At 65.3% G+C, this 19,592-nt stretch carries 18 protein-coding genes; 12 read left to right on the top strand and 6 right to left on the bottom strand.

What is annotated here, in order from left to right; translation table 11 throughout:
- Positions 1–123 precede the first annotated feature (123 nt).
- Positions 124–1,539: a hypothetical protein gene (locus I6F21_RS17935; protein ID WP_225140016.1), complete on the top strand. Its 1,416-nt coding sequence runs from the start codon at positions 124–126 to the stop codon at positions 1,537–1,539.
- A 42-nt stretch (positions 1,540–1,581) separates the two neighbouring features.
- Here I6F21_RS17935 and I6F21_RS17930 read toward each other — a convergent pair whose 3' ends face one another.
- The 3 genes from I6F21_RS17930 to tpiA form a co-directional block, all read right to left on the bottom strand.
- Complete coding sequence (locus I6F21_RS17930) at positions 1,582–3,213, bottom strand: CTP synthase (RefSeq protein WP_057030501.1); 1,632 nt, start codon at positions 3,211–3,213, stop codon at positions 1,582–1,584.
- A gap of 166 nt (positions 3,214–3,379) precedes the next feature.
- Positions 3,380–3,763, bottom strand: a complete 384-nt coding sequence (secG, locus tag I6F21_RS17925; protein ID WP_036009912.1) for a preprotein translocase subunit SecG — start codon at positions 3,761–3,763, stop codon at positions 3,380–3,382.
- Positions 3,764–3,903: 140 nt separating this feature from the next.
- Positions 3,904–4,659 carry a triose-phosphate isomerase gene (tpiA, locus tag I6F21_RS17920; RefSeq protein ID WP_036009915.1) on the bottom strand — a complete coding sequence of 252 codons (756 nt, stop codon included), beginning with the start codon at positions 4,657–4,659 and terminating at the stop codon, positions 3,904–3,906.
- Positions 4,660–4,883: 224 nt separating this feature from the next.
- On the opposite strand from tpiA, the gene I6F21_RS17915 reads away from it, so the two are divergent.
- The 5 genes from I6F21_RS17915 to I6F21_RS17895 all read left to right on the top strand — a co-directional run bounded on the left by I6F21_RS17915 (position 4,884) and on the right by I6F21_RS17895 (position 12,085).
- On the top strand, positions 4,884–6,782 hold the full coding sequence (locus I6F21_RS17915; protein WP_036009918.1) for a SurA N-terminal domain-containing protein: 1,899 nt from the start codon (positions 4,884–4,886) through the stop codon (positions 6,780–6,782).
- A 14-nt stretch (positions 6,783–6,796) separates the two neighbouring features.
- Positions 6,797–7,810: an anthranilate phosphoribosyltransferase gene (trpD, locus tag I6F21_RS17910; RefSeq protein WP_036009921.1), complete on the top strand. Its 1,014-nt coding sequence runs from the start codon at positions 6,797–6,799 to the stop codon at positions 7,808–7,810.
- Between the two features lie 8 nt (positions 7,811–7,818).
- A complete protein-coding gene (gene trpC / locus I6F21_RS17905) occupies positions 7,819–8,640 on the top strand; it encodes an indole-3-glycerol phosphate synthase TrpC (protein ID WP_225140017.1) in 822 nt (273 codons plus the stop codon).
- Between the two features lies 1 nt (position 8,641).
- A complete protein-coding gene (moaC, locus tag I6F21_RS17900; protein ID WP_036025198.1) occupies positions 8,642–9,175 on the top strand; it encodes a cyclic pyranopterin monophosphate synthase MoaC in 534 nt (177 codons plus the stop codon).
- A 177-nt stretch (positions 9,176–9,352) separates the two neighbouring features.
- Positions 9,353–12,085: an EAL domain-containing protein gene (locus tag I6F21_RS17895; protein ID WP_225140018.1), complete on the top strand. Its 2,733-nt coding sequence runs from the start codon at positions 9,353–9,355 to the stop codon at positions 12,083–12,085.
- A gap of 81 nt (positions 12,086–12,166) precedes the next feature.
- Here the strand turns inward: I6F21_RS17895 and I6F21_RS17890 are convergent, their stop codons facing one another.
- Entirely contained in the window at positions 12,167–13,501 is a 1,335-nt protein-coding gene (locus tag I6F21_RS17890) for a S41 family peptidase (protein WP_225125221.1), read from the bottom strand.
- A gap of 304 nt (positions 13,502–13,805) precedes the next feature.
- Between I6F21_RS17890 and I6F21_RS17885 the strand changes: the two genes are divergently transcribed.
- The 3 genes from I6F21_RS17885 (at position 13,806) to I6F21_RS17875 (ending at position 15,942) form a co-directional block, all read left to right on the top strand.
- The gene (locus tag I6F21_RS17885; protein WP_225140019.1) at positions 13,806–14,939 is read left to right on the top strand and encodes an alpha-hydroxy acid oxidase; all 1,134 of its coding nucleotides are present in this window, start codon (positions 13,806–13,808) and stop codon (positions 14,937–14,939) included.
- A gap of 26 nt (positions 14,940–14,965) precedes the next feature.
- Entirely contained in the window at positions 14,966–15,589 is a 624-nt protein-coding gene (locus I6F21_RS17880) for an HAD family phosphatase (protein ID WP_225140020.1), read from the top strand.
- Positions 15,590–15,738: 149 nt separating this feature from the next.
- A complete protein-coding gene (locus tag I6F21_RS17875; RefSeq protein WP_036009959.1) occupies positions 15,739–15,942 on the top strand; it encodes a hypothetical protein in 204 nt (67 codons plus the stop codon).
- Positions 15,943–16,044: 102 nt separating this feature from the next.
- On the opposite strand, the gene I6F21_RS17870 is transcribed toward I6F21_RS17875, so the two are convergent.
- Positions 16,045–16,338, bottom strand: coding sequence for a type II toxin-antitoxin system RelE/ParE family toxin (locus I6F21_RS17870; RefSeq protein WP_109143630.1), 294 nt, complete (start codon positions 16,336–16,338; stop codon positions 16,045–16,047).
- Positions 16,335–16,562 (bottom strand): hypothetical protein, encoded by a 228-nt coding sequence (locus I6F21_RS17865; protein ID WP_109143629.1) that lies wholly within the window; start codon positions 16,560–16,562, stop codon positions 16,335–16,337. The genes I6F21_RS17870 and I6F21_RS17865 overlap by 4 nt, the downstream gene beginning before the upstream one ends.
- Positions 16,563–16,693: 131 nt before the next feature.
- On the opposite strand from I6F21_RS17865, the gene glp reads away from it, so the two are divergent.
- The 3 genes from glp (at position 16,694) to I6F21_RS17850 (ending at position 19,589) form a co-directional block, all read left to right on the top strand.
- Positions 16,694–17,902, top strand: a complete 1,209-nt coding sequence (gene glp, locus I6F21_RS17860) for a gephyrin-like molybdotransferase Glp (RefSeq protein ID WP_225140021.1) — start codon at positions 16,694–16,696, stop codon at positions 17,900–17,902.
- A 176-nt stretch (positions 17,903–18,078) separates the two neighbouring features.
- Positions 18,079–18,780: a transcriptional repressor LexA gene (gene lexA / locus I6F21_RS17855; protein ID WP_036009965.1), complete on the top strand. Its 702-nt coding sequence runs from the start codon at positions 18,079–18,081 to the stop codon at positions 18,778–18,780.
- Between the two features lie 374 nt (positions 18,781–19,154).
- The gene (locus tag I6F21_RS17850; protein WP_025036527.1) at positions 19,155–19,589 is read left to right on the top strand and encodes a hypothetical protein; all 435 of its coding nucleotides are present in this window, start codon (positions 19,155–19,157) and stop codon (positions 19,587–19,589) included.
- Positions 19,590–19,592 lie beyond the last annotated feature (3 nt).

The following is a 19,592-nucleotide window of genomic DNA, read 5'->3' as shown; positions in this document are numbered from 1 at the left end:
AAATGCTTTCGCAAGGCGCTCGAGTTCGATAACAGCTGCGCCATGGCCCACTGGGGCATCGGCTACGCCGCGGGTCCCAACTACAACCTGCCCTGGGTCCGCTATGACGCACAAGGCCGTCAATTGGCGCTGGCGGCATCATACGATGCGACGCAGGACGCGCTCGCGCAGGCGGATAGGGCGAGCCCGGTCGAGCAAGCGCTGATCCGCGCCTTGTCGGTGCGCTATCCGCAGCGTGAAGCGATCGAGGACATGGCGCCGTGGGACAAGGCCTTCACGCGAGAGATGCGAAAGGTCTTCGCCACGTATCCCGAAGATCTCGAGGTCCGAGCCATCTTTGCCGAATCGATCATGAACGAGACGCCGTGGCTGATGTGGGACCTTGAGTCTGGAGAACCCACCAAGGGCGCTGGCACCGAGGAATGCAGGGCCGTGCTCGAACAAGCTTTCGATCGATGGCCGGCTGCGTGGAATCATCCGGGGCTGCTCCATCTCTACGTCCACCTCATGGAGATGTCGCCCTTCCCGCAACGGGCGATGCGGGCTGGGGACCGGCTGCGCGGGATCGCTCCCGATAGCGGCCATCTGATCCACATGCCGACGCATCTCGACGTGCTGTGCGGGCAGTACAACGACGTCCTGCTCTACAATCAGAAGGCGCTGGCGACCGACCGCAGATTCCTCGCTTATTCGGACGATCCGGGTGTCTACCTGGTCTATGTCATCCACAACTTCCACTTCGCCATCTACGGCGCGATGTTCCTGGGTCAATACGCCCCCGCTATCGCAGCGGCCGAGGAACTCATTGCCACCGTGCCCGAGCCAGTGCTGCGCATTCAATCGCCCCCCATGGCGGACTTCCTGGAAGGCTACTTGACGATGAAGCAGCACGTTCTCGTGCGTTTCGGCAAATGGCACGACATCATTGCCCAACAGCTGCCGGAGGATCGAGAGCTATACTGCTCTGTGACGGCGATGATCCACTACGCCAAGGCGGTGGCTCATTCAGCGCTTGGCCACGTCACTGAGGCCGAAACCGAGAAAGCGTTGTTCGCTCAGGCGAAGACACGCGTGCCGGAGAGCCGGCTCGTGCACAACAACAAGGTCGTCGCCCTGCTCGGCGTGGCCGAAGCGATGTTGAATGGCGAACTGGAATATCGCAAAGCCAATTACGACTTCGCGTTCGCTGAGCTGCGCAGATCGGTCGCACTCAGCGACGCCTTGCCCTATGACGAGCCGTGGGGATGGATGCAGCCACCGCGTCACGCACTCGGCGCGCTGCTGCTGGAGCAGGGACGGATCGAGGAAGCCGAGGCAGTGTACCGTTCCGATCTCGGCCTCGATGGAAAGCTGAGCCGGGCCTGCCAGCATCCCGACAATCTGTGGTCGCTTCACGGCTTGCACGAATGTCTCATGCGGCGTGGCGACAAGGCCGAGAGGCCGCTGATCAAGCAGCGACTTGACCTTGCCCAGTCGCGGGCGGAGGTGCCGATCAAGGCATCTTGCTTCTGCCGCAGGATGGACATCGCGGCCGCGTAGCCGGACGTGCGAGCAAGACTTTGTCAGGGCAGACCGAGCCGGCTATACCAGCCGGCTCTGCTTCGCCGCCGCCTCGATGAACGAAGCGAACAGCGGATGCGGCTCAAAGGGGCGCGACTTCAGCTCGGGGTGGAACTGGACGCCGATGAACCAGGGGTGATCCTCGTACTCGACGATTTCAGGCAGCACGCCGTCGGGCGAGAGGCCTGAGAACTTCAAGCCGTGCTGCTCGAGGCGGTCCTTGTAGGCGGTGTTGACCTCGTAGCGATGGCGGTGACGCTCGGAGATTTCGGTCGCGCCGCCATAGACCTGCGAGACGCGGCTGCCGCGATTGAGCGTTGCAGGATAGGCGCCAAGCCGCATCGTGCCGCCGAGGTCGCCTGCCTGCGAGCGCTTCTCGAGCTCGTTGCCGCGCAGCCATTCCGTCATCAGGCCGACCAGCGGCTCCTTGGTCGGGCCGAACTCGGTGGAGTTGGCGTCCTCGATGCCGACGAGGTTTCGCGCGGCCTCGATCACCGCCATCTGCATGCCGAAGCAGATGCCGAAATACGGCACGTCGCGCTCGCGCGCGAACTGCGCCGCCCTGATCTTGCCCTCTGCGCCGCGCTGGCCGAATCCGCCGGGCACCAGGATGCCGTTGACGTGCTCGAGGAACGGCGCCGGATCCTCCTTCTCGAAGATCTCGCTCTCGATCCAGTCGAGATTGACCTTCACCTTGTTGGCGATGCCGCCATGCGAGAGCGCCTCGATCAGCGACTTATACGCATCCTTCATGCCGGTGTACTTGCCGACGATGGCGATGGTGACGTTGCCCTCGGGATTGCGGATGCGCTCGTTGATCTCTTGCCAGCTGCGCAGCTCCGGCGGAATCCGCGAGGCGATGCCGAAGGCGGCGAGCACTTCGTCGTCGAGGCCCGCATTGTGGTAGGCCTCGGGGACCGCATAGATATTGTCGACGTCGCGCGCCTCAATCACGGCGCTTTCGCGCACGTTGCAGAACAGCCCGAGCTTGCGCCGCTCCTCCTTCGGGATCTCGCGGTCGGTGCGGCAGAGCAGGATGTCCGGCTGGATGCCAATCGAGCGCAGCTCCTTCACCGAGTGCTGCGTCGGCTTCGTCTTCAATTCGCCGGCGCTGGGAATATAGGGCAGCAGCGTCAGATGGATGTAGACGGCGTGATCGCGCGGCAGCTCGTTCTTGAGCTGGCGGATCGCCTCGAAGAACGGCAGGCCCTCGATGTCGCCGACGGTGCCGCCAATCTCGACCAGCACGAAGTCGTAATCGTCGTTGCCGTCGAGGACGAATTCCTTGATGGCATTGGTGACGTGCGGAACAACCTGGATAGTCGCGCCGAGATAATCGCCGCGGCGCTCCTTGGAGATGATGTCCTGGTAGATGCGTCCCGTGGTGATGTTGTCGGCCTTGGTCGCGGGACGGCCGGTGAAGCGCTCGTAGTGACCGAGATCGAGATCGGTCTCCGCGCCGTCATCGGTCACGAACACTTCGCCGTGCTGATACGGCGACATCGTTCCGGGATCGAGGTTGAGATAGGGGTCGAGCTTGCGGAGGCGGACCTTGTAGCCTCGGGCCTGCAGCAGGGCACCCAGTGCCGCCGAAGCCAGACCCTTGCCGAGCGAAGAAACCACGCCGCCGGTGATGAATATGTACCGCGCCATGGGACTTAACCTCTAATCCCCTAAATACGATTCGCCAAAGCGATTCGTATTCCGCCCCAAAGATTTTGCGGGCCTGTGGGTGAGCCGAAACGAAGAGTGATGACAGTGCCTTGATGGGGATTGTTGATGCAGGACGGTAGCCACCGCCCTGCATGGCCCCCCTGCTTTATTGCGAGCGCGGCACCTGAGGACCGGTCGGAGCCGGTGCCTGCTGCTGCTCGTCGGCCTTCTTCAGTGAATCCAGGATGCCGCCCGACGTCGGCGGCGCGATCGGCGACCCGCCGGCCGGCTGGGTCTGCGAGGGCTGGCCGATGATCGACGACGGCTTGCGGTCGTAACCGGCATACCAAGACAGGAACAGGCTGGTGAGGAAGAAGCCGACGGCCAGGATCGCTGTGGTCCGCGTCAGAAGGTTCGCTGTGCCGCGGCTCGACATGAAGCCCGCGCCGCCGCCCATGCCGAGGCCGCCGCCTTCCGACTTCTGGAGCAGGACGGCACCGATCATGACGGCGACGATCATGAGGTGGATGACGATGACAACGGTCTGCATGATATCCTTCCGTCACAAGCGGGCGGCGCCTGACGGCGGCCGATCGCGCTTCGCGGGTTTTCCTGAAGTTGCGCGGTGTTACACGATCGGAGGTGGCATTGCCACCCCCGATCGGGCCCGGTCCCGCGGTTTGGACTTAGCTAGGGGCAGCCCTTGGCGATGGCAAGGAAATCGGCCGCTTTCAGGCTGGCGCCGCCGACCAGCGCCCCGCTGACGTTCTTCACCGCCATCAGCTCGGCCGCGTTCGCGGGCTTGACCGAGCCGCCGTAGAGAATTCGCATCTTGGCGCCCTCAGCCTTGAACCGGGAGATCAGGAGTTCCCGGATAAACCCATGAATCTGCTCGACATCCTTGGCTGTGGGGGTCAGCCCGGTGCCGATCGCCCAGACCGGCTCATAGGCCACGACCAGATTGGCCGCCGTCGATCCATCTGGCAGCGAGCCGTCGAGCTGGCCGCGCAGGATGTCCAGGGTCTGGCCGGCGTCGCGCTGGCCCTGCGTTTCGCCGATGCAGACGATCGCAACGGCCCTGGCGCGCCAGGCCGCCTCGGCCTTCTGCCGGATCAGCGCGTCTCCCTCCCCGTGGTCGGCGCGGCGCTCGGAATGGCCGACGAGGATGGCGGTCGCGCCTGCATCGGCGAGCATTTCGGCGGCGATATCGCCGGTGTGGGCGCCGAAGGCCTTGGGGTGGCAGTCCTGGGCCCCGACCGCGACCTTCTTGCCGCGCGCCTTCTCGGCGAACGCCGCAACCAGGGTCGCCGGCGGGCAGACCAGCAGGTCGGCCTTGCCAGCCACGTCTGCCGCCCCGTTGAGCATGGCGTCGAATTCAGCAGCCTGGGCTTTCAGGCCGTTCATTTTCCAATTGCCCGCGATCAGCGGTCGGATGGCGTCGGTCATGTCAATGTCCAGCAGAATGAGGTTTGTTCATGCGCTAGCAGAGGTGCTCCTGCAGTTCCAGAGACCAGAGGCCCTTTCGCCGCAGCCTCAAGTGGTCGCCCGGGGCGAGGTTGCGGGGGGAAAGCCGCCACTTTATGATGATCTATCAATTTGGTGACGCGCTTTTGCGGAATCTGCATTAAGACGCGCTCCCGTTCCCCTCCTGACCAAACAAGTTGGACCAAATGCTCCGAGGAATACGCAAGGCCTCATCGAACTGGCTCGGCAAGATCGTTATGGCCGTGGTGATGGGCGTGTTGATCATCAGTTTCGGCATTTGGGGCATTGCCGACATCTTCAAGGGCTTCGGCCAGTCCACGGTCGCCAAGATCGGCAGCACCGAGATCTCGCTCAACGAGTTCCGCCAGATCTACACCGACCGCCTGCAACAGATCAGCCGCCAGTTCGGCCGTCCGTTGACGCCCGACCAGGCGCGCGCGTTCGGCCTTGACCGCCAGGTGCTGCAGCAGACCATTGCCGAGGCCGCGCTCGACGAAGAGGCGCGCCGGCTCGGCCTTGGCCAATCCGACGAGCAGATCCGCCAGCTCATCATGAACGACCCCAACTTCAAGGGTATCGGCGGCAATTTCGACCCCAATCGCTTCCAAGCCTTGATCCGCAATTTCGGCTACACCGAGCAGCGCTATGTCGCCGAGCAGCGCAAAGTATCGCTGCGCCGGCAGATCACCGGCACGGTCGGCGCCGGCCTCGAGCCCCCGAAGGCCATGGTCGACGTCCTGACGCGCTACCAGAACGAACAACGCTCGATTGAATTCGTCCGGCTCGACGCCGCGCAGGCCGGTCCGATCGACCCGCCCTCGCCCGAGGCGCTTGCCGCCTATTTCGAGGATCACAAGGTCCAGTTCCGCGCGCCCGAATATCGCAAGATCTCCTTCGTCGTGGTCTCGCCGGAAGAAATCGGCAAATGGACCGAGGTCTCGGACGAGGATGCCCGGAAGATGTTCGAGCAGCGCAAGGACCGGCTCGGCACGCCTGAGAAGCGCCAGATCCAGCAGATCGTCTTTCCGAACGTTGCCGAAGCGCAGGCCGCTCGCGAGCGCCTCGTCGGCGGCACGTCGTTCGAGGACATCGGCAAGGAACGCGGGCTGAGCGCCTCCGACGTCGACCTGGGGCTTGTGACTAAGTCTTCGCTCGCGCCCGCCGTCGGCGATGCCGCGTTCGCGCTGCCTGCCGGCGAGATCAGCCAGCCGATCCAGAGCGGGCTCGGCGTCGCGATCGTCAGGGTCGACAAGATCGAGCCGGGCGCCGAGGCCGACTACGCCAAGCTTGCCGGCGACATCAAGCGCGAGATCGCGACTGAGCGTGCACGCGTCAAGGTCGCCGACCTCCGCGACAAGATGGAAGACGAGCGTGGCGGCGGCTCCAGCGTGATCGACGCGGCGCAGAAGCTCGGCCTCACCGCCGTGACCATCGAGGCCGTCGACCGCTCCGGTCGCGCCCCGAACGGCCAGCCGGTCGCCAGCATCCCGCAGGGCCTCGACGTGGTATCGCAGGCCTTCAACACCGATGTCGGCGTCGACAACGACGCGATCTCGTTCAAAGGCGGCTATGTCTGGTACGACGTGCTCGCCATCACCCCCTCGCGCGACCGCAATCTCGACGAGGTCCGCGATCAGGTCGAGGCGCGATGGCGCCAGGACCAGATCGCCGCCAAGCTGAAGGCCAAGGCGACCGAGATGGTGCAAAAGCTCGATGCGGGCGGCAAGCTCGCCGACGAGGCCACCGCCGTCGGCGCCAAGGTCGAGACCGCGAGCGGCTTCAAGCGCGACGACTCGCCCGTCGGCGTGCCCGGCACCGTCGTGGCGGCGGCCTTCCGCACCGCCAAGGACGGCATCGGACAGACGGCCGTGAGCGGCGGCAGCGAGGTGATCGTGTTCCGCGTCACCGACATCGTCGATCCCGCGGTCGACTTTGTCTCCGACGCGGTCAAGAAGCTGAAGGAGAGCCTCGACCGCGCCCAAACCGAGGAGCAGGTCGCTTCCTACGTCAACAAGCTTGAAACCGACATCGGGACCACCATTAATCAGGCCGCCTTCGCGCAGGTGACCGGCGCGAACCAGTGAGTTGAAAGCACGCGATGGACGACCTGAAATCGATCATTGGAAAAGTGGCGACCGGCGCGAGCCTGTCGCGTGACGAAGCCGCTTCCGCCTTCGATGCCATGATGAGCGGCGAGGCCACGCCCTCGCAGATGGGCGGGCTCTTGATGGCGCTGCGGGTGCGCGGCGAGACCGTGGACGAGATCACCGGCGCGGTCGCGGCGATGCGCGCGAAGATGCTGACCGTACAGGCGCCGCCGGAGGCGGTCGACATCGTCGGCACCGGCGGCGACGGCTCCGGCTCGGTCAACGTGTCGACCTGCGCGTCCTTCATCGTCGCGGGCGCCGGCGTGCCCGTGGCCAAGCACGGCAACCGCGCGCTGTCGTCGCGCTCGGGCGCTGCCGACGTGCTGGCCTCGCTCGGGGTGAAGATCGATCTCAAGCCGGAGCAGGTCGGCCGCTGCGTGCGCGAATGCGGCATCGGCTTCATGTTCGCCCCCGCCCACCATCCCGCCATGAAGAACGTCGGCCCGACCCGGGTCGAGCTCGCCACGCGCACGATCTTCAATCTGCTCGGGCCGCTGTCGAACCCGGCCGGCGTGAAGCGGCAGATGGTCGGCGTGTTCTCCAGGCAATGGGTGCAGCCGCTGGCGCAGGTGCTGAAGAATCTCGGCTCCGACTCCGCCTGGGTGGTGCACGGGTCCGATGGTCTCGACGAGATCACCCTCACCGGCCCGACCTTCGTCTCCGCGCTCCACAACGGCGAGATCCGGAATTTCGAGGTGACGGCGGAGGAAGCCGGGCTCCCGCGTTGCGAGGCCGGTGCGCTCAAAGGCGGTGACGCCGATGCCAACGCGATCGCGTTGCAGAGCGTGCTCGACGGCAAGCCGAGCCCCTATCGCGACGTGGCGCTGCTCAACGCAGCCGCCGCGCTGGTCGTGGCCGGCCGCGCCAAGGACCTCAAGGAGGGCGTCGCGATCGGCGTCCGCTCGATCGACAGCGGCGCGGCCAACGCGAAGCTGAAGCACCTGGTCACGATCTCCAAGAGCTGAGCTCCCGCATGTCCGACATCCTGACCAAGATCGAGACCTACAAGCGCGAGGAGATCGCGGCGGCGAAGCGAGCGCGTCCGCTCTCCACCGTCGAGGCGCAGGCCAAGGCCGCCTCCGCGCCGCGCGGCTTCCTGCGCGCGATCAAGGCAAAGCACGCCAAGGGCGGCTACGCGCTGATTGCCGAGATCAAGAAGGCCTCGCCCTCCAAGGGACTCATTCGCGCCGATTTCGACCCGCCGGCACTCGCAAAGGCCTATGAAACCGGCGGCGCTGCCTGCCTGTCGGTGCTGACCGACACGCCCTCGTTCCAGGGCCATCTCGACTTCATGGTAGCCGCGCGCGAAGCAACCTCGCTCCCCGTGCTGCGCAAGGATTTCCTGTTCGATCCCTATCAGGTGGTCGAGGCCCGCGCACACGGCGCCGACTGCATCCTGATCATCATGGCGGCGCTCGATGACGCCGCGGCAAGAGACCTCGAAGACGCCGCCCTCGCCTACGGCATGGACGTCTTGATCGAGATCCATGACCGCGCCGAGCTCGACCGGGCGCTGAGACTTCGCTCGCCGATGATCGGGGTCAACAACCGTAATCTTCGGACCTTCGAAACCACGCTCGCGACCAGCGAGGCCTTGGCGCCGCTGATCCCTTCGGACCGGCTGATGGTCGGCGAGAGCGGCATCTTCACGCCCGCCGACCTCGCCCGGCTCGAGCGCGTCGGTATGTCGACGTTCCTGGTCGGCGAGAGCCTGATGCGGCAGGCCGACGTCACGGCGGCGACGCGCTCGCTGCTCGCGCGCGAGGCGACGGCGCGCGCGGCGGGCACGCGCTGACATGGCGCGCAAGCCGGCGAAGACCATTTCAGCCAAGACGAAGCAGGCCAAAGCAAAGGCCGGCCCCGCCCTCACCCATATCGGCGCCTCCGGCGAGGCGCGGATGGTCGACGTCTCGGACAAGCCAGCGACGGAGCGGCTGGCGGTCGCCGAGGGCCGCGTCGTCATGACCAAGACGACGCTCGATCTGATCGTGTCCGGCAACGCCAAGAAAGGCGACGTGCTCGGCACCGCGCGCATCGCCGGCATCATGGCCGCCAAGCGCACCTCGGAGCTGATCCCGCTCTGCCATCCGCTCGCCCTGTCGAAGGTCATTGTCGATATCGAGCCTGACGCCAAGCTGCCGGGCTGCGTGGTACGGGCCACCGTGAAGGTGACGGGACCGACCGGCGTCGAGATGGAGGCGCTCACGGCGGTGTCGGTCGCCTGCCTCACCATCTACGACATGATCAAGGCCGTCGAGCGCGGCGTGCGCATCGAGGGCATCCATCTGGTCGAGAAGCTCGGCGGCAAATCCGGCCATTACCGCGCCTGAAGCGGGCTTGCGTTAGCGCCCCACTTTCGCGCCGCGCGCATGGATTGCTTTTGCGCGCGGATATTCACGTCTCGTTAACCGCGCTTCCTAACTTTGCTTCCACACCGTCACCGTAAACCAACGGATGTTCTCGGGGTCCTGAATTGATCCTGACGTGTGCGCGGCAACGAATCCAGCATGAAGATGAAACTCGGCAGTCGTCTCTTTGACCAGGTCTTCGTGCGCAGCGGCCCGATCCGCTGGCTTGTGGTTGGCGGCACGCTGCTGATCGCGGCCATCGCCATAGGCTCGGTCCTGATGGCGCAGAACTTCCGGGAGCGGGCGCTGCGCAATTCCGGTCGCGAGCTGGAAAACACCGTGCTGCTGCTTGCTCATCATTTCGATCAGCAATTGCAGGATTTCGCCGTCATCCAGAAGGGTTTCGTCGACTACGTCCGCACCACCGGAATTACCTCCGGAGAGGAGTATCGCAAGCGCCTCTCGGGCGAGGACGTGCACCGGATGCTGCGGTCGAAGATCGAGGCGCTGCCCTATATGGGCGGCCTCAACATCATCGATGCCGAAGGCAATCTGATCAATTCGTCGACCGCATGGCCGACGCCCAAGGTGAATGTCGCCGATCGCGCCTACTTCCGCACCTTCAAGTACGATCCCTATGCGCCTGATGTCCTGATCGAGCCGCTGCACAGCCGCATCTCCGGCGCGTGGACCATTCTGGTGGCCCGGAGGGTCGTCGGGCCACGCGGCGAGTTCCTCGGCGTGGTCGGACGCGGGATCGAACCTGCCAATTTCGAGAAGTTCTTCGCCTCCGTGGTGCTCGGCGAAGGCGCGACGATCTCGATGCTGCATCGCGACGGCACACTGCTCGCCCGCTACCCGCAGTCCGGCGAATTGATGGGGCGAAACTTCAAGACCGGACCGTTCGAGCATCAAAGGGTGTTCGGGCTCGATCATTTCGCCGGCCGCTTCAACAGCCCCGTCGACGGCGAGGACCGGCTGATCTCCTCCCGTGCCCTGCCCCATTTCCCGATCCTGGTGATGGTCACCACGACGCGCGCAGCGGCCTTGGCTGACTGGCGCGAGCAGATCGGCATTCTGATCTCGATCGCAGCCTCTTCCGCGCTCGCGATCGCAGGCGTGCTGATTGCCGTCGTGCGCAAGCTGCTGGAGCAGCACCGCCTTTCGCGCGAACAGCTGACGCTGGAGAAGCAGCGGCTCGACCGCGCCGTCAACAACATGACGCAGGGCCTGTTGCTGTTCGATTCCGAGCAGCGGCTCGTGGTCTGCAATCAGCGCTACATCGAGATGTACGGCTTGTCGGCCGAGATCGTGAAGCCCGGCTGCAGCTTTCGCGACATCATCGCCCATCGCAAGACGACCGGCTCGTTTACCGGCGACGTCGATGCCTACGCCGCGCGCGTCCTGAAGGACATTCATCTCCGCAACTCCATGGTGGTCGATACCGCCGACGGCCGCTCGATCCACATCCTCAACGAGCCGCTCGCGGATGGCGGCTGGGTGGCGACCCACGAGGACATCACGGAGCGCCGGCGCATCGAGGAGCGCATCACCCACCTCGCCCATTACGACGCACTGACTGACCTGCCCAACCGCGCTATGTTCCACGAGCATCTGCGGCAGGAGCTGGCCACGGCGCGCGACGGCGAGCAGACCGCGGTGCACTACATCGATATCGACGAGTTCAAGGGCGTCAACGACGCGCTCGGCCATCTGGTCGGCGACGAGCTGTTGAAATCGATCGCGACGAACCTCCGCCGCTGTGCCGGCCCGGCGGACTTCGTGGCGCGCCTCGGCGGCGACGAATTCGCCATCGTGCAAGGCGCCGTGACGTCGTTGGATCAGGTCAACGAGCTCGTCGCGCGTGTCTTCGAAACCATCCGCACGCCGGTCGACTGCATGGGCCATCATCTCACCAGCGACGCCAGCATCGGTATCGCGCTCGCGCCGGAACACGGCACGGCGCTCGACCAGATCCTGAAGAACGCGGACATGGCAATGTACGCGGCCAAGTCCGCCGGGCGCCGCACCTACCGCTTCTTCGAGCCGGACATGGACGCCAAGGTCCGCGAACGCCGCGACCTCGAGGGCGACCTGCGCCACGCCATCGCGCAAGGAGATCGCGAAGGCGGGCTCGAGGTGTATTACCAGCCCTGCCTCGGCCTGAAGGACGACCGCATCACCGGCTGCGAGGCGTTGGTGCGCTGGCGCCATCCCGAGCGCGGCTGGGTCTCGCCGGCGGATTTCATCCCGATCGCCGAAGACACCGGCCTGATCAACGAGATCGGCGAATGGGTGCTGGCGACCGCGTGCCGGGACGCGGCAAGCTGGCCCGACGACATCCGCCTCGCCGTCAACGTCTCGCCGGTGCAGTTCAAGAGCGGCACGCTGGCGCTGAAGATTATGGCGGCGCTCGCCGCGTCGAACCTGCCGGCGAGCCGGCTCGAGCTCGAGATCACCGAGGCAGTCCTGATCCGCGACGACGATGCCGCGCTTGCCATCCTGCACCAGCTCCGCGCCATCGGCGTGCGCATCGCGCTCGACGATTTCGGCACCGGCTACTCGTCGCTGAGCTATCTGCACCGCTTCCCGTTCGACAAGATCAAGATCGACCGCTGCTTCGTCGAGGACATCGCCCGTCCCGACGGCTCCGCCAGCATCGTTCAAGCCGTCGTCAACCTGGCGGCCGCCCGTCGCATGACCACGACGGCCGAGGGTGTCGAGACCGAGGAGCAGCAGCGCCTGCTGCGCACGCTCGGCTGCTCCGAGATGCAGGGCTATTTGTTCAGCGCCGCCAAACCCGCCGACAAGATGCTGGAGCTGTTCGCACTGCACCGCAGCCGGCTCGCCCGGCGCGAAGGCAGCGAGAGCCGCCGCCGCGAGGTCGGTTAGGTCGAAACGGCGCTGCAAACGAAATCGCCCGGAAGCGGTCCTCCGCTCCCGGGCGAAACATGATCCGGAACGTCGTAAGATCTAGTTCGGCACTGCAGCCTTCGTCGCGCGCTTGGCGGCGACCGCATTTGCCGTAACGCCGTGGAGGAAGTCGTAGGCTGCGTGCAGAGCCTTGTCGTCCTTCTCTTCCGGCGGAACGTAGGACTGCGATCCGGTCTGCTCGGTGCCGTCGGCCGACAGATGCCCGCGCATCTGGGATTCCGCCATGGTGTCCATCCGCCCCTTCAGCTCGGGCGGCACGTCCTGGAGGATCTCGATGTCGGGCGCGATGCCCTGGGCCTGGATCGAGCGGCCCGACGGCGTGTAGTAGCGCGCCGTGGTCAGCGCCAGCGCGCCATTGCCGGAGCCGAGCGGAATGATGGTCTGCACCGAGCCCTTACCAAACGATCGCGTGCCGATCAACGTCGCGCGCTTGTGGTCGTGCAGCGCACCGGCAACGATCTCCGAGGCCGAGGCCGAGCCGCCGTTGATCAGCACCACGATCGGCTTGCCTTTGGTGAGGTCGCCGCCATGGGCGGTGAAGCGCTGGGTTTCTTCCGGACTGCGGCCGCGGGTCGAAACGACCTCGCCGCGCTGCAAGAAGGCGCTCGACACCGACACGGCCTGGTCGAGCAGGCCGCCCGGATTGTTGCGCAGATCAACCACGTAGCCGGCGAGCTTCTCCGGCGGGACCTGCTTGGAGACCGAGGCGATCGCCTTCTTCAGGCCGTCGGCGGTCTGCTCGTTGAACGAGGTGATGCGGATATAGCCGATGTCGCCGTTCTCGACGCGGAAGCGCACCGGACGCACATGGATGATCTCGCGCGTGATCGCAACCTCGAGCGGCGCATCCGCACCCTTGCGGATGATGGTCAGCTTGGTCTTGGTGTCGACCGGTCCCTTCATCTTGTTGACCGCCTGCTCGAGCGTCATGCCCTGCACGGCCTCGCCGTCGATCTTGCCGATGAGGTCGCCGGACATGATGCCGGCCTTCGAAGCCGGCGTGTCGTCGATCGGCGAGACGACCTTGACGAGGCCATCCTCCATCGTGACCTCGATGCCGAGCCCGCCGAACTCGCCGGAGGTGGTCTCCTGCATCTCGGTCCAGGCCTTGGCGTTCATGTAGCGCGAATGCGGGTCGAGCGAGGTCACCATGCCGGTGATCGCCCCCTCGATCAGCTTGGCATTGTCCGGCTTCTCGACATAGCTGGCCTTGACCCGCTCGAACACCGCGCCGAACAGATTGAGCTGGGAATAAGCATCACCCGCACTCACTGCCGCCCGCGCTGCCCATACGCCGCCCTGCGGGCTGGCTACCAGAAGGGTCAGGCACGCTCCCGTGAGCGTGCCCAGGGGGAACAGCAGGGTTTTCCGCATGAAGGTGCCTTTTGTGCTTGGCGTTTCTCTTGAGGCTGGGAGACGCCATGCAAATGGCGATCCAGTCCATCTCTCACAATACCATTCTGGTTTCTTCAAGGCCGGGATGCCGCGCTGGCGGGTACACCGAAGAAATCCCTTCGCCTTGGCCTAAACTTTTGGCAACGTTCCGAAACTGTTTCCAAGCAACACGACACCGGTCCGGGCCGCCCACGCTTCGCAGCTATGCGATTTTAGGATGGTTTTGGAGGGCCGGACGCGATAGGCGATGGCGACAAGACTTCAAATTCTCGGGAGGACAACAATGAATGAAGCGCCCCGCATCCGGCCGGAACGGAACGTCGAGCTCGGCGCCAGCGACGAGCCGTTCCAGAACCTGCACGAGTTCATCCGGAAGGCGCGCGCCAACCTCAACCAGAATGCCTGGGACTACATCATCGGCGCCGCCGAGACCGAGACCACGATGCGGCGCAACCGCATGGCGCTCGACGAGATCGCCTTCCGCCCGCGCGTGCTGCGCGACGTGCGCAGGATCGATGGCAGCGTCGAGCAGTTCGGCCGCAAGCTGCGTCTGCCGGTGGTGCTGGCTCCCGTCGGCGCACTCGAGATCTTCGATCCGGATGGCGCGGCGAGCGTCGCGCGCGCTGCGGGCGGGTTCGGCGCGGCGCACATGCTGAGCTCGGTGTCCGAGCCCGGCCTCGAGACGACCGCCGAGGCTGCCCCCGATGCACTGCGTCTCTATCAACTCTATGTCCGCGGCGACGATGCCTTCGTCGCCGACGTCGTCAGCCGGGCCGAGAAGAACGCCTATGCCGCCTTCTGCCTGACCGTCGACACCGCCCATTACAGCCGTCGTGAACGTGACATCGCCAAGCGCTACGTTCGCGAGAGCCGCCTGCGCGCCACCGGCGGCGATTTCCAGAAGGGCCTGGAGTGGCGGACCGTGAAGATGATCAAGGACACGTTCAAAATTCCGCTGATCCTCAAGGGTATCGCCACGGCCGAGGATGCGCAGATCGCGCTCGATCACGGCGTCGAGTGGATCTACGTCTCCAACCATGGCGGACGCCAGCTCGACCACGGCCGCGGCGCCATGCACGTGCTGCCGGAGATCGTCGACGCCGTGAAGGGCCGCGCCAGGATCATGGTCGACGGCGGCTTTTGCCGCGGCACCGACATCGTCAAGGCGATCGCGGCGGGCGCCGACCTCGTCGGCATCGGCCGGCTGCAATGCTGGGCGCTGGCGGCAGCCGGCGAAGCCGGCGTCGCGCGGATGCTGGAGTTGCTCGAAGACGAGGTGCTGCGCTGCCTCGGCCTCCTGGGCGCCACCTCATTCGCCGAGCTCGACAAATCCTGCCTGCATCCGGCGGCCGCCACCAACGCGCCCAGCGTGTTCAGCGCGTTCCCGCTGTTCGACCACGAGCCCTATCGTTACTGACGCGCCATACCGAAGTGAAGGACGCAATGACATCGCTCTCTCCCGGCAGCGCGGATGCGCTGCTGTTCGACCTCGGGCGCGTTGTGCTCGACATCGACTTCTCCAAGGCGATCGCCTGCTGGGCGGGACATGCCGGCTGCCAGCCCGAGGCCATCATCGCGCGCTATGTGCGCGACGACGCCTACCGGTTGCACGAGATGGGCAAGATCAGCGATGCGGACTATTTCGCCTCGCTGCGGTCCTCGCTCGGGATCGGCATCTCGGATGCGCAATTCCTGGAAGGCTGGAACGCGATTTTCGCCGGCGAGATGCCTGATATCGCCGAGCTGCTGCCGCGCGCGGCGAAGCAGATGCCGCTCTACGCCTTCTCCAACACCAATCGGCCGCACGTCGACCATTTCTCGAAGGAATATGCCGGTCTGCTCGGCCATTTCCGCGAGCTGTATCTGTCCTCCAGCATCGGCCTGCGCAAACCGGATGCCGAGGCCTTCGACCATGTCGTGGCGGCGATCGGCGTGCCGGCCGAGCGCATCGTGTTCTTCGATGACCTCGCCGAGAACATCGAGGGAGCACGGGCGCGCGGCTTGACCGCCGTGCATGTCATCTCGCCGCGTGATGTCGGGAACGCATTGAAAGCACTGGGGATCTGAGCCGCGGGAAAGCCCGGAGCGCGCTCACTTGCCGGAACAAAAACTGCTGAAAATGTGGAACCTGATCACTTTTATACAGAGTTCCGGGAACGGAACACCACCCTTCGGACTCATGAGTCCGTTGGGACTTCTACATTGGACTGATCGACGTGCTGGGCAAGACCTATCTCACCAAGCAAGCCTCTCTCCTGCTCGAATTCGCCAGAACCACCTCGGATTCTGACCTCTCCGCCAAGCTGATCAGCAAGGCCGCCGACCTAAAATCCCAGGCGGACCCGCTGCCGGACAAGGATCAGGGTCCCAAGCCGCCCGACGTCGCGGACATCAGTCCGGGCGATCCGACGGGGCGTTGAACGATGTTGGCCGTGGCGCTCGTCATTCTCGTCCTTGCCATGGCAATCCTCGTTCCGGTCTGTCTCGCCTTCCGCATCATGCCGCGGCGGAGTTGAGCCCGCTCAGACGTCAGAGTGCTCGCGTTCCTGTGCGGGATGCTTGATCGCAAGAACGACGATTTCGCCGGCCTCTACCTCCAGCCGGTAGTAAACCAGGTAACGGTACCGCCGCGTTACCAGCTTGCGCACGCCCTCGACCTCCTGCCGTCGTCCAAGTTGCGGAAAGCGAACAAGATCTCGAAGGGATTCAAGGATCGCAGCGCGCACGCGCAATGCGCCTTTGGGGCTGTGCTCCCTAACATAATCGGCAATCTCAATCAGATCCTTGGCCGCGCGTTGCGTAAATCTGAGCTTCATCGCTCGAAGCGGCGAAAGGCGGCTTCGATCTCGGCGTCAGACGCAAATTGCCGGAGGTTCGCCTGCGTGAGCCCCTCGAGGACCGCCGCAAGATGACCGGGATCGACTTCCTCAGCCTCCTCTCCGGCGTCGCTCAACGCCAACATGGCGCGTGCAATCTCGTCCTGGCTATCCGCAGGAAGCCGCCGCACGGCCTTCAGCGCCTTTTCGAGCAGTTCTGTCATTGGCAGAAGATAAGCCGGGTCGAGACCAAAAGGAAGTGTGGTTCCTGGCTGGCAAGGGAGGCCTTTTGCTTCAGCTCCTCCGCTCGGCTAGAACTTGCCGACCCAGTCCTGATTTGTTGCGGAGTTCGCCCGTGGCCCTGATGCCGGTTTCTGACGCGCTTGCCGCGGTGTTGGCCGGCGTCGAGCCGCTGGCTGAACAGATGGTTTGCCTCGACGAGGCCTACCATCGTGTGCTAGCCCGCGATGTCGCGGCGCGGCGCACGCAGCCGCCGGAGGCGATGTCGGCGATGGACGGCTATGCCGTGCGCACGGCCGACGCGGCAAACGATTCGAGGTTGACCGTCGTCGGCGAGGTCGCGGCGGGCCGGCCGCTCGCGGGAAGCGTCGGCCCCGGCGAAGCCGTGCGGATCTTCACCGGCGGCGTCGTTCCCGACGGCGCCGATGCCGTCGTGATCCAGGAGGACACAGCTGCCGACGGCAAACATGTGACGATCAAGGAAGCCGCCATTTTCGGCCGGCACATCCGCCCTGCAGGCGTCGACTTCCGCGAAGGCGACGTGCTGCTGCGCAAGGGAATCCGCCTCACCGAGCGCGATCTCGCCCTTGCCGCCGGAATGAATCATCCGCATCTCGCCATCATCCGCCGCCCGAGGGTTGCCGTTCTCGCCACCGGCGACGAGCTCGTGATGCCGGGCACCACGCCTGGTCGCGGCCAGATCGTCTATTCCAACGGCTATGCCCTGCATGCGCTCGCCCGCAGCGAGGGCGCCGAGACCATCGACCTCGGAATTGCCGCCGATACACTGGAGGCGACGTCCGCCGGCATCCGCCGCGCGCGCGAGAGCGGCGCCGACATCCTGATCACGACCGGCGGTGCCTCGGTCGGCGACCACGACCTGGTCCAGCAGGCGCTCAAGGGCGAAGGCATCGCGATGGCGTTCTGGAAGATCGCGATCCGGCCGGGCAAGCCGATGATGCACGGTCGGATAGGCGCGATGCGCGTGATTGGCCTGCCCGGCAATCCCGTGTCGTCCTACGTGTGCGCCTTCCTGTTCATGGTCCCCTTGATTCGCGCCCTGTCGGGCCGTTCAGCGATTCATCATCGGCGCGAGCGCGCCGTGCTGGGCCGCGATCTCGCCGCCAACGACCAGCGCGAGGACTATCTGCGTGCGCGGCTGGAGGAGCGCGACGACGGCACGCGCGTCGCCCTTCCGGTCAGCCATCAGGACTCCTCCCTTCTTGCGAATCTCGCTGCGGCACAGGTACTTCTGGTGCGCGCACCGTTCGCGCCGAAGGCCGAGGCCGGCACGCCTTGCGAGGTGCTCCGGCTGCCCGTCTGAGCCGCCCAGCCACACGCATTCCGCGAGCTTGGCCGCGTTCACCATAAATTAAGCAGTTGCGGAACACATATCGAACATATAGTGTCCGTTCATGATTTGTTTCGAGGATGTAGCGGCTTAGTGCCGGCTTCATCGTGTCGGAATCGAACGACATCAACCGGGGGACTTTGGTCGAGATGTTGACGCGCAAACAATACGAGCTTCTGCGGTTCATCAGCGAACGTCTGAAGGAAAGCGGCGTGCCGCCGTCCTTCGACGAGATGAAGGATGCGCTCGACCTGCGCTCGAAGTCAGGCATCCATCGCCTGATCACTGCGCTCGAGGAGCGCGGCTTCATTCGCCGCCTGCCCAACCGCGCCCGTGCCATCGAGGTGATCAAGCTGCCCGAGCTCCAGGCCGCCGCCGGCAATCGCCGTGGCTTCACCCCGAGCGTGATCGAGGGCAATCTCGGCAAGGTGCGCGCGAGCTCCAGCCCGCCCGCGGACGAGGGCGAGCGCCCCGTCGCGGTGCCCGTGATGGGCCGCATCGCCGCCGGCACGCCGATCGAGGCGCTGCAGACCCGCAGCCATACCATCAGCGTGCCGCCGGACATGCTCGGCTCGGGCGAGCACTACGCGCTCGAAGTGCGCGGCGATTCGATGGTCGAGGCCGGCATCCTCGACGGCGACATGGCGCTGATCCAGCGCAACGAGACCGCAAATACCGGCGACATCGTGGTGGCATTGATCGACGACGAGGAGGCCACGCTCAAGCGCTTCCGCCGCCGCGGCGCCTCGATCGCGCTCGAGCCCGCCAATGCCGCCTACGAGGTCCGCATTCTTCCGCCGAACCGCGTGAAGATCCAGGGCAAGCTGATCGGGCTTTACCGGAAGTACTGATAACGGAAGTCTCAAGCGCCGCGCGCGCTGCGATCGGCATCGTCGATCCAGGATCGGAGCGGATACTTGCCCGCTCCGGCCGGTCTCTCGCGCCGGCTGTCCGGTCCATCTTCCCGCGCGACATTCCCCCGCGCAGGCGCGCAGCCATTTCTGCTTCGCCGGTAGAGTTGTGCCGGCAGTGCTGATAGCTCCGGCCGAATGCAAGGACGCGAGGTTTGTTCCTATCGAATCCGGGAAAGATAATGTGATCGCGCGCTGCGGACGCGAGCCGCAGATTTGCCCATAACCGAGCAGAGCGTTGTATGCTTCCACTCTGATAGAGGCCTGCGCCTCGAAAGAGACGCGGGTCGCTATCCCAGCATGAGGAGCACCCGATGTGTGACTACAGCCTGCATGCCGTCGCGACGCGCCCCGCCGAAGTCGGCGAGACGATCGTCACGACAACCTTCCGCGGCACCTCGACGCGCGGTTTCGCTTCCGAAGCCGATCCCTCCGTCGCGGTCTGTCTGCTGCCGGGGACGGAGCTCGCTTTCGCCGACAATGTCCGCTACGACAACCGCTGGATCTGGACGCGCACCGTGAACTCTCGCGTCGGCAAGTTCGGCAAGATCGACCCGCACATTCCCGATCGCCATCATGACGCGATCGAATTCCCCGACGGCAAATACGTGCTGGTGACGCAGCTCGTCGAAGGCCAGCGCGCGACCGTGCTGCAATTGCCGGTGACGCAGCCAGCCCCCGAGCGCGAGCACAAGCCGCAGATCGTCGCCGACACGCGGCCCACGATCACGCGCCTGCCGATCGGCTGACGC

It is taken from the genome of Bradyrhizobium sp. NBAIM03 (assembly GCF_020194055.1).
In the GTDB taxonomy this organism is placed as follows: domain Bacteria; phylum Pseudomonadota; class Alphaproteobacteria; order Rhizobiales; family Xanthobacteraceae; genus Bradyrhizobium; species Bradyrhizobium yuanmingense.
This window is presented reverse-complemented; position numbering and strand designations above follow the sequence as displayed.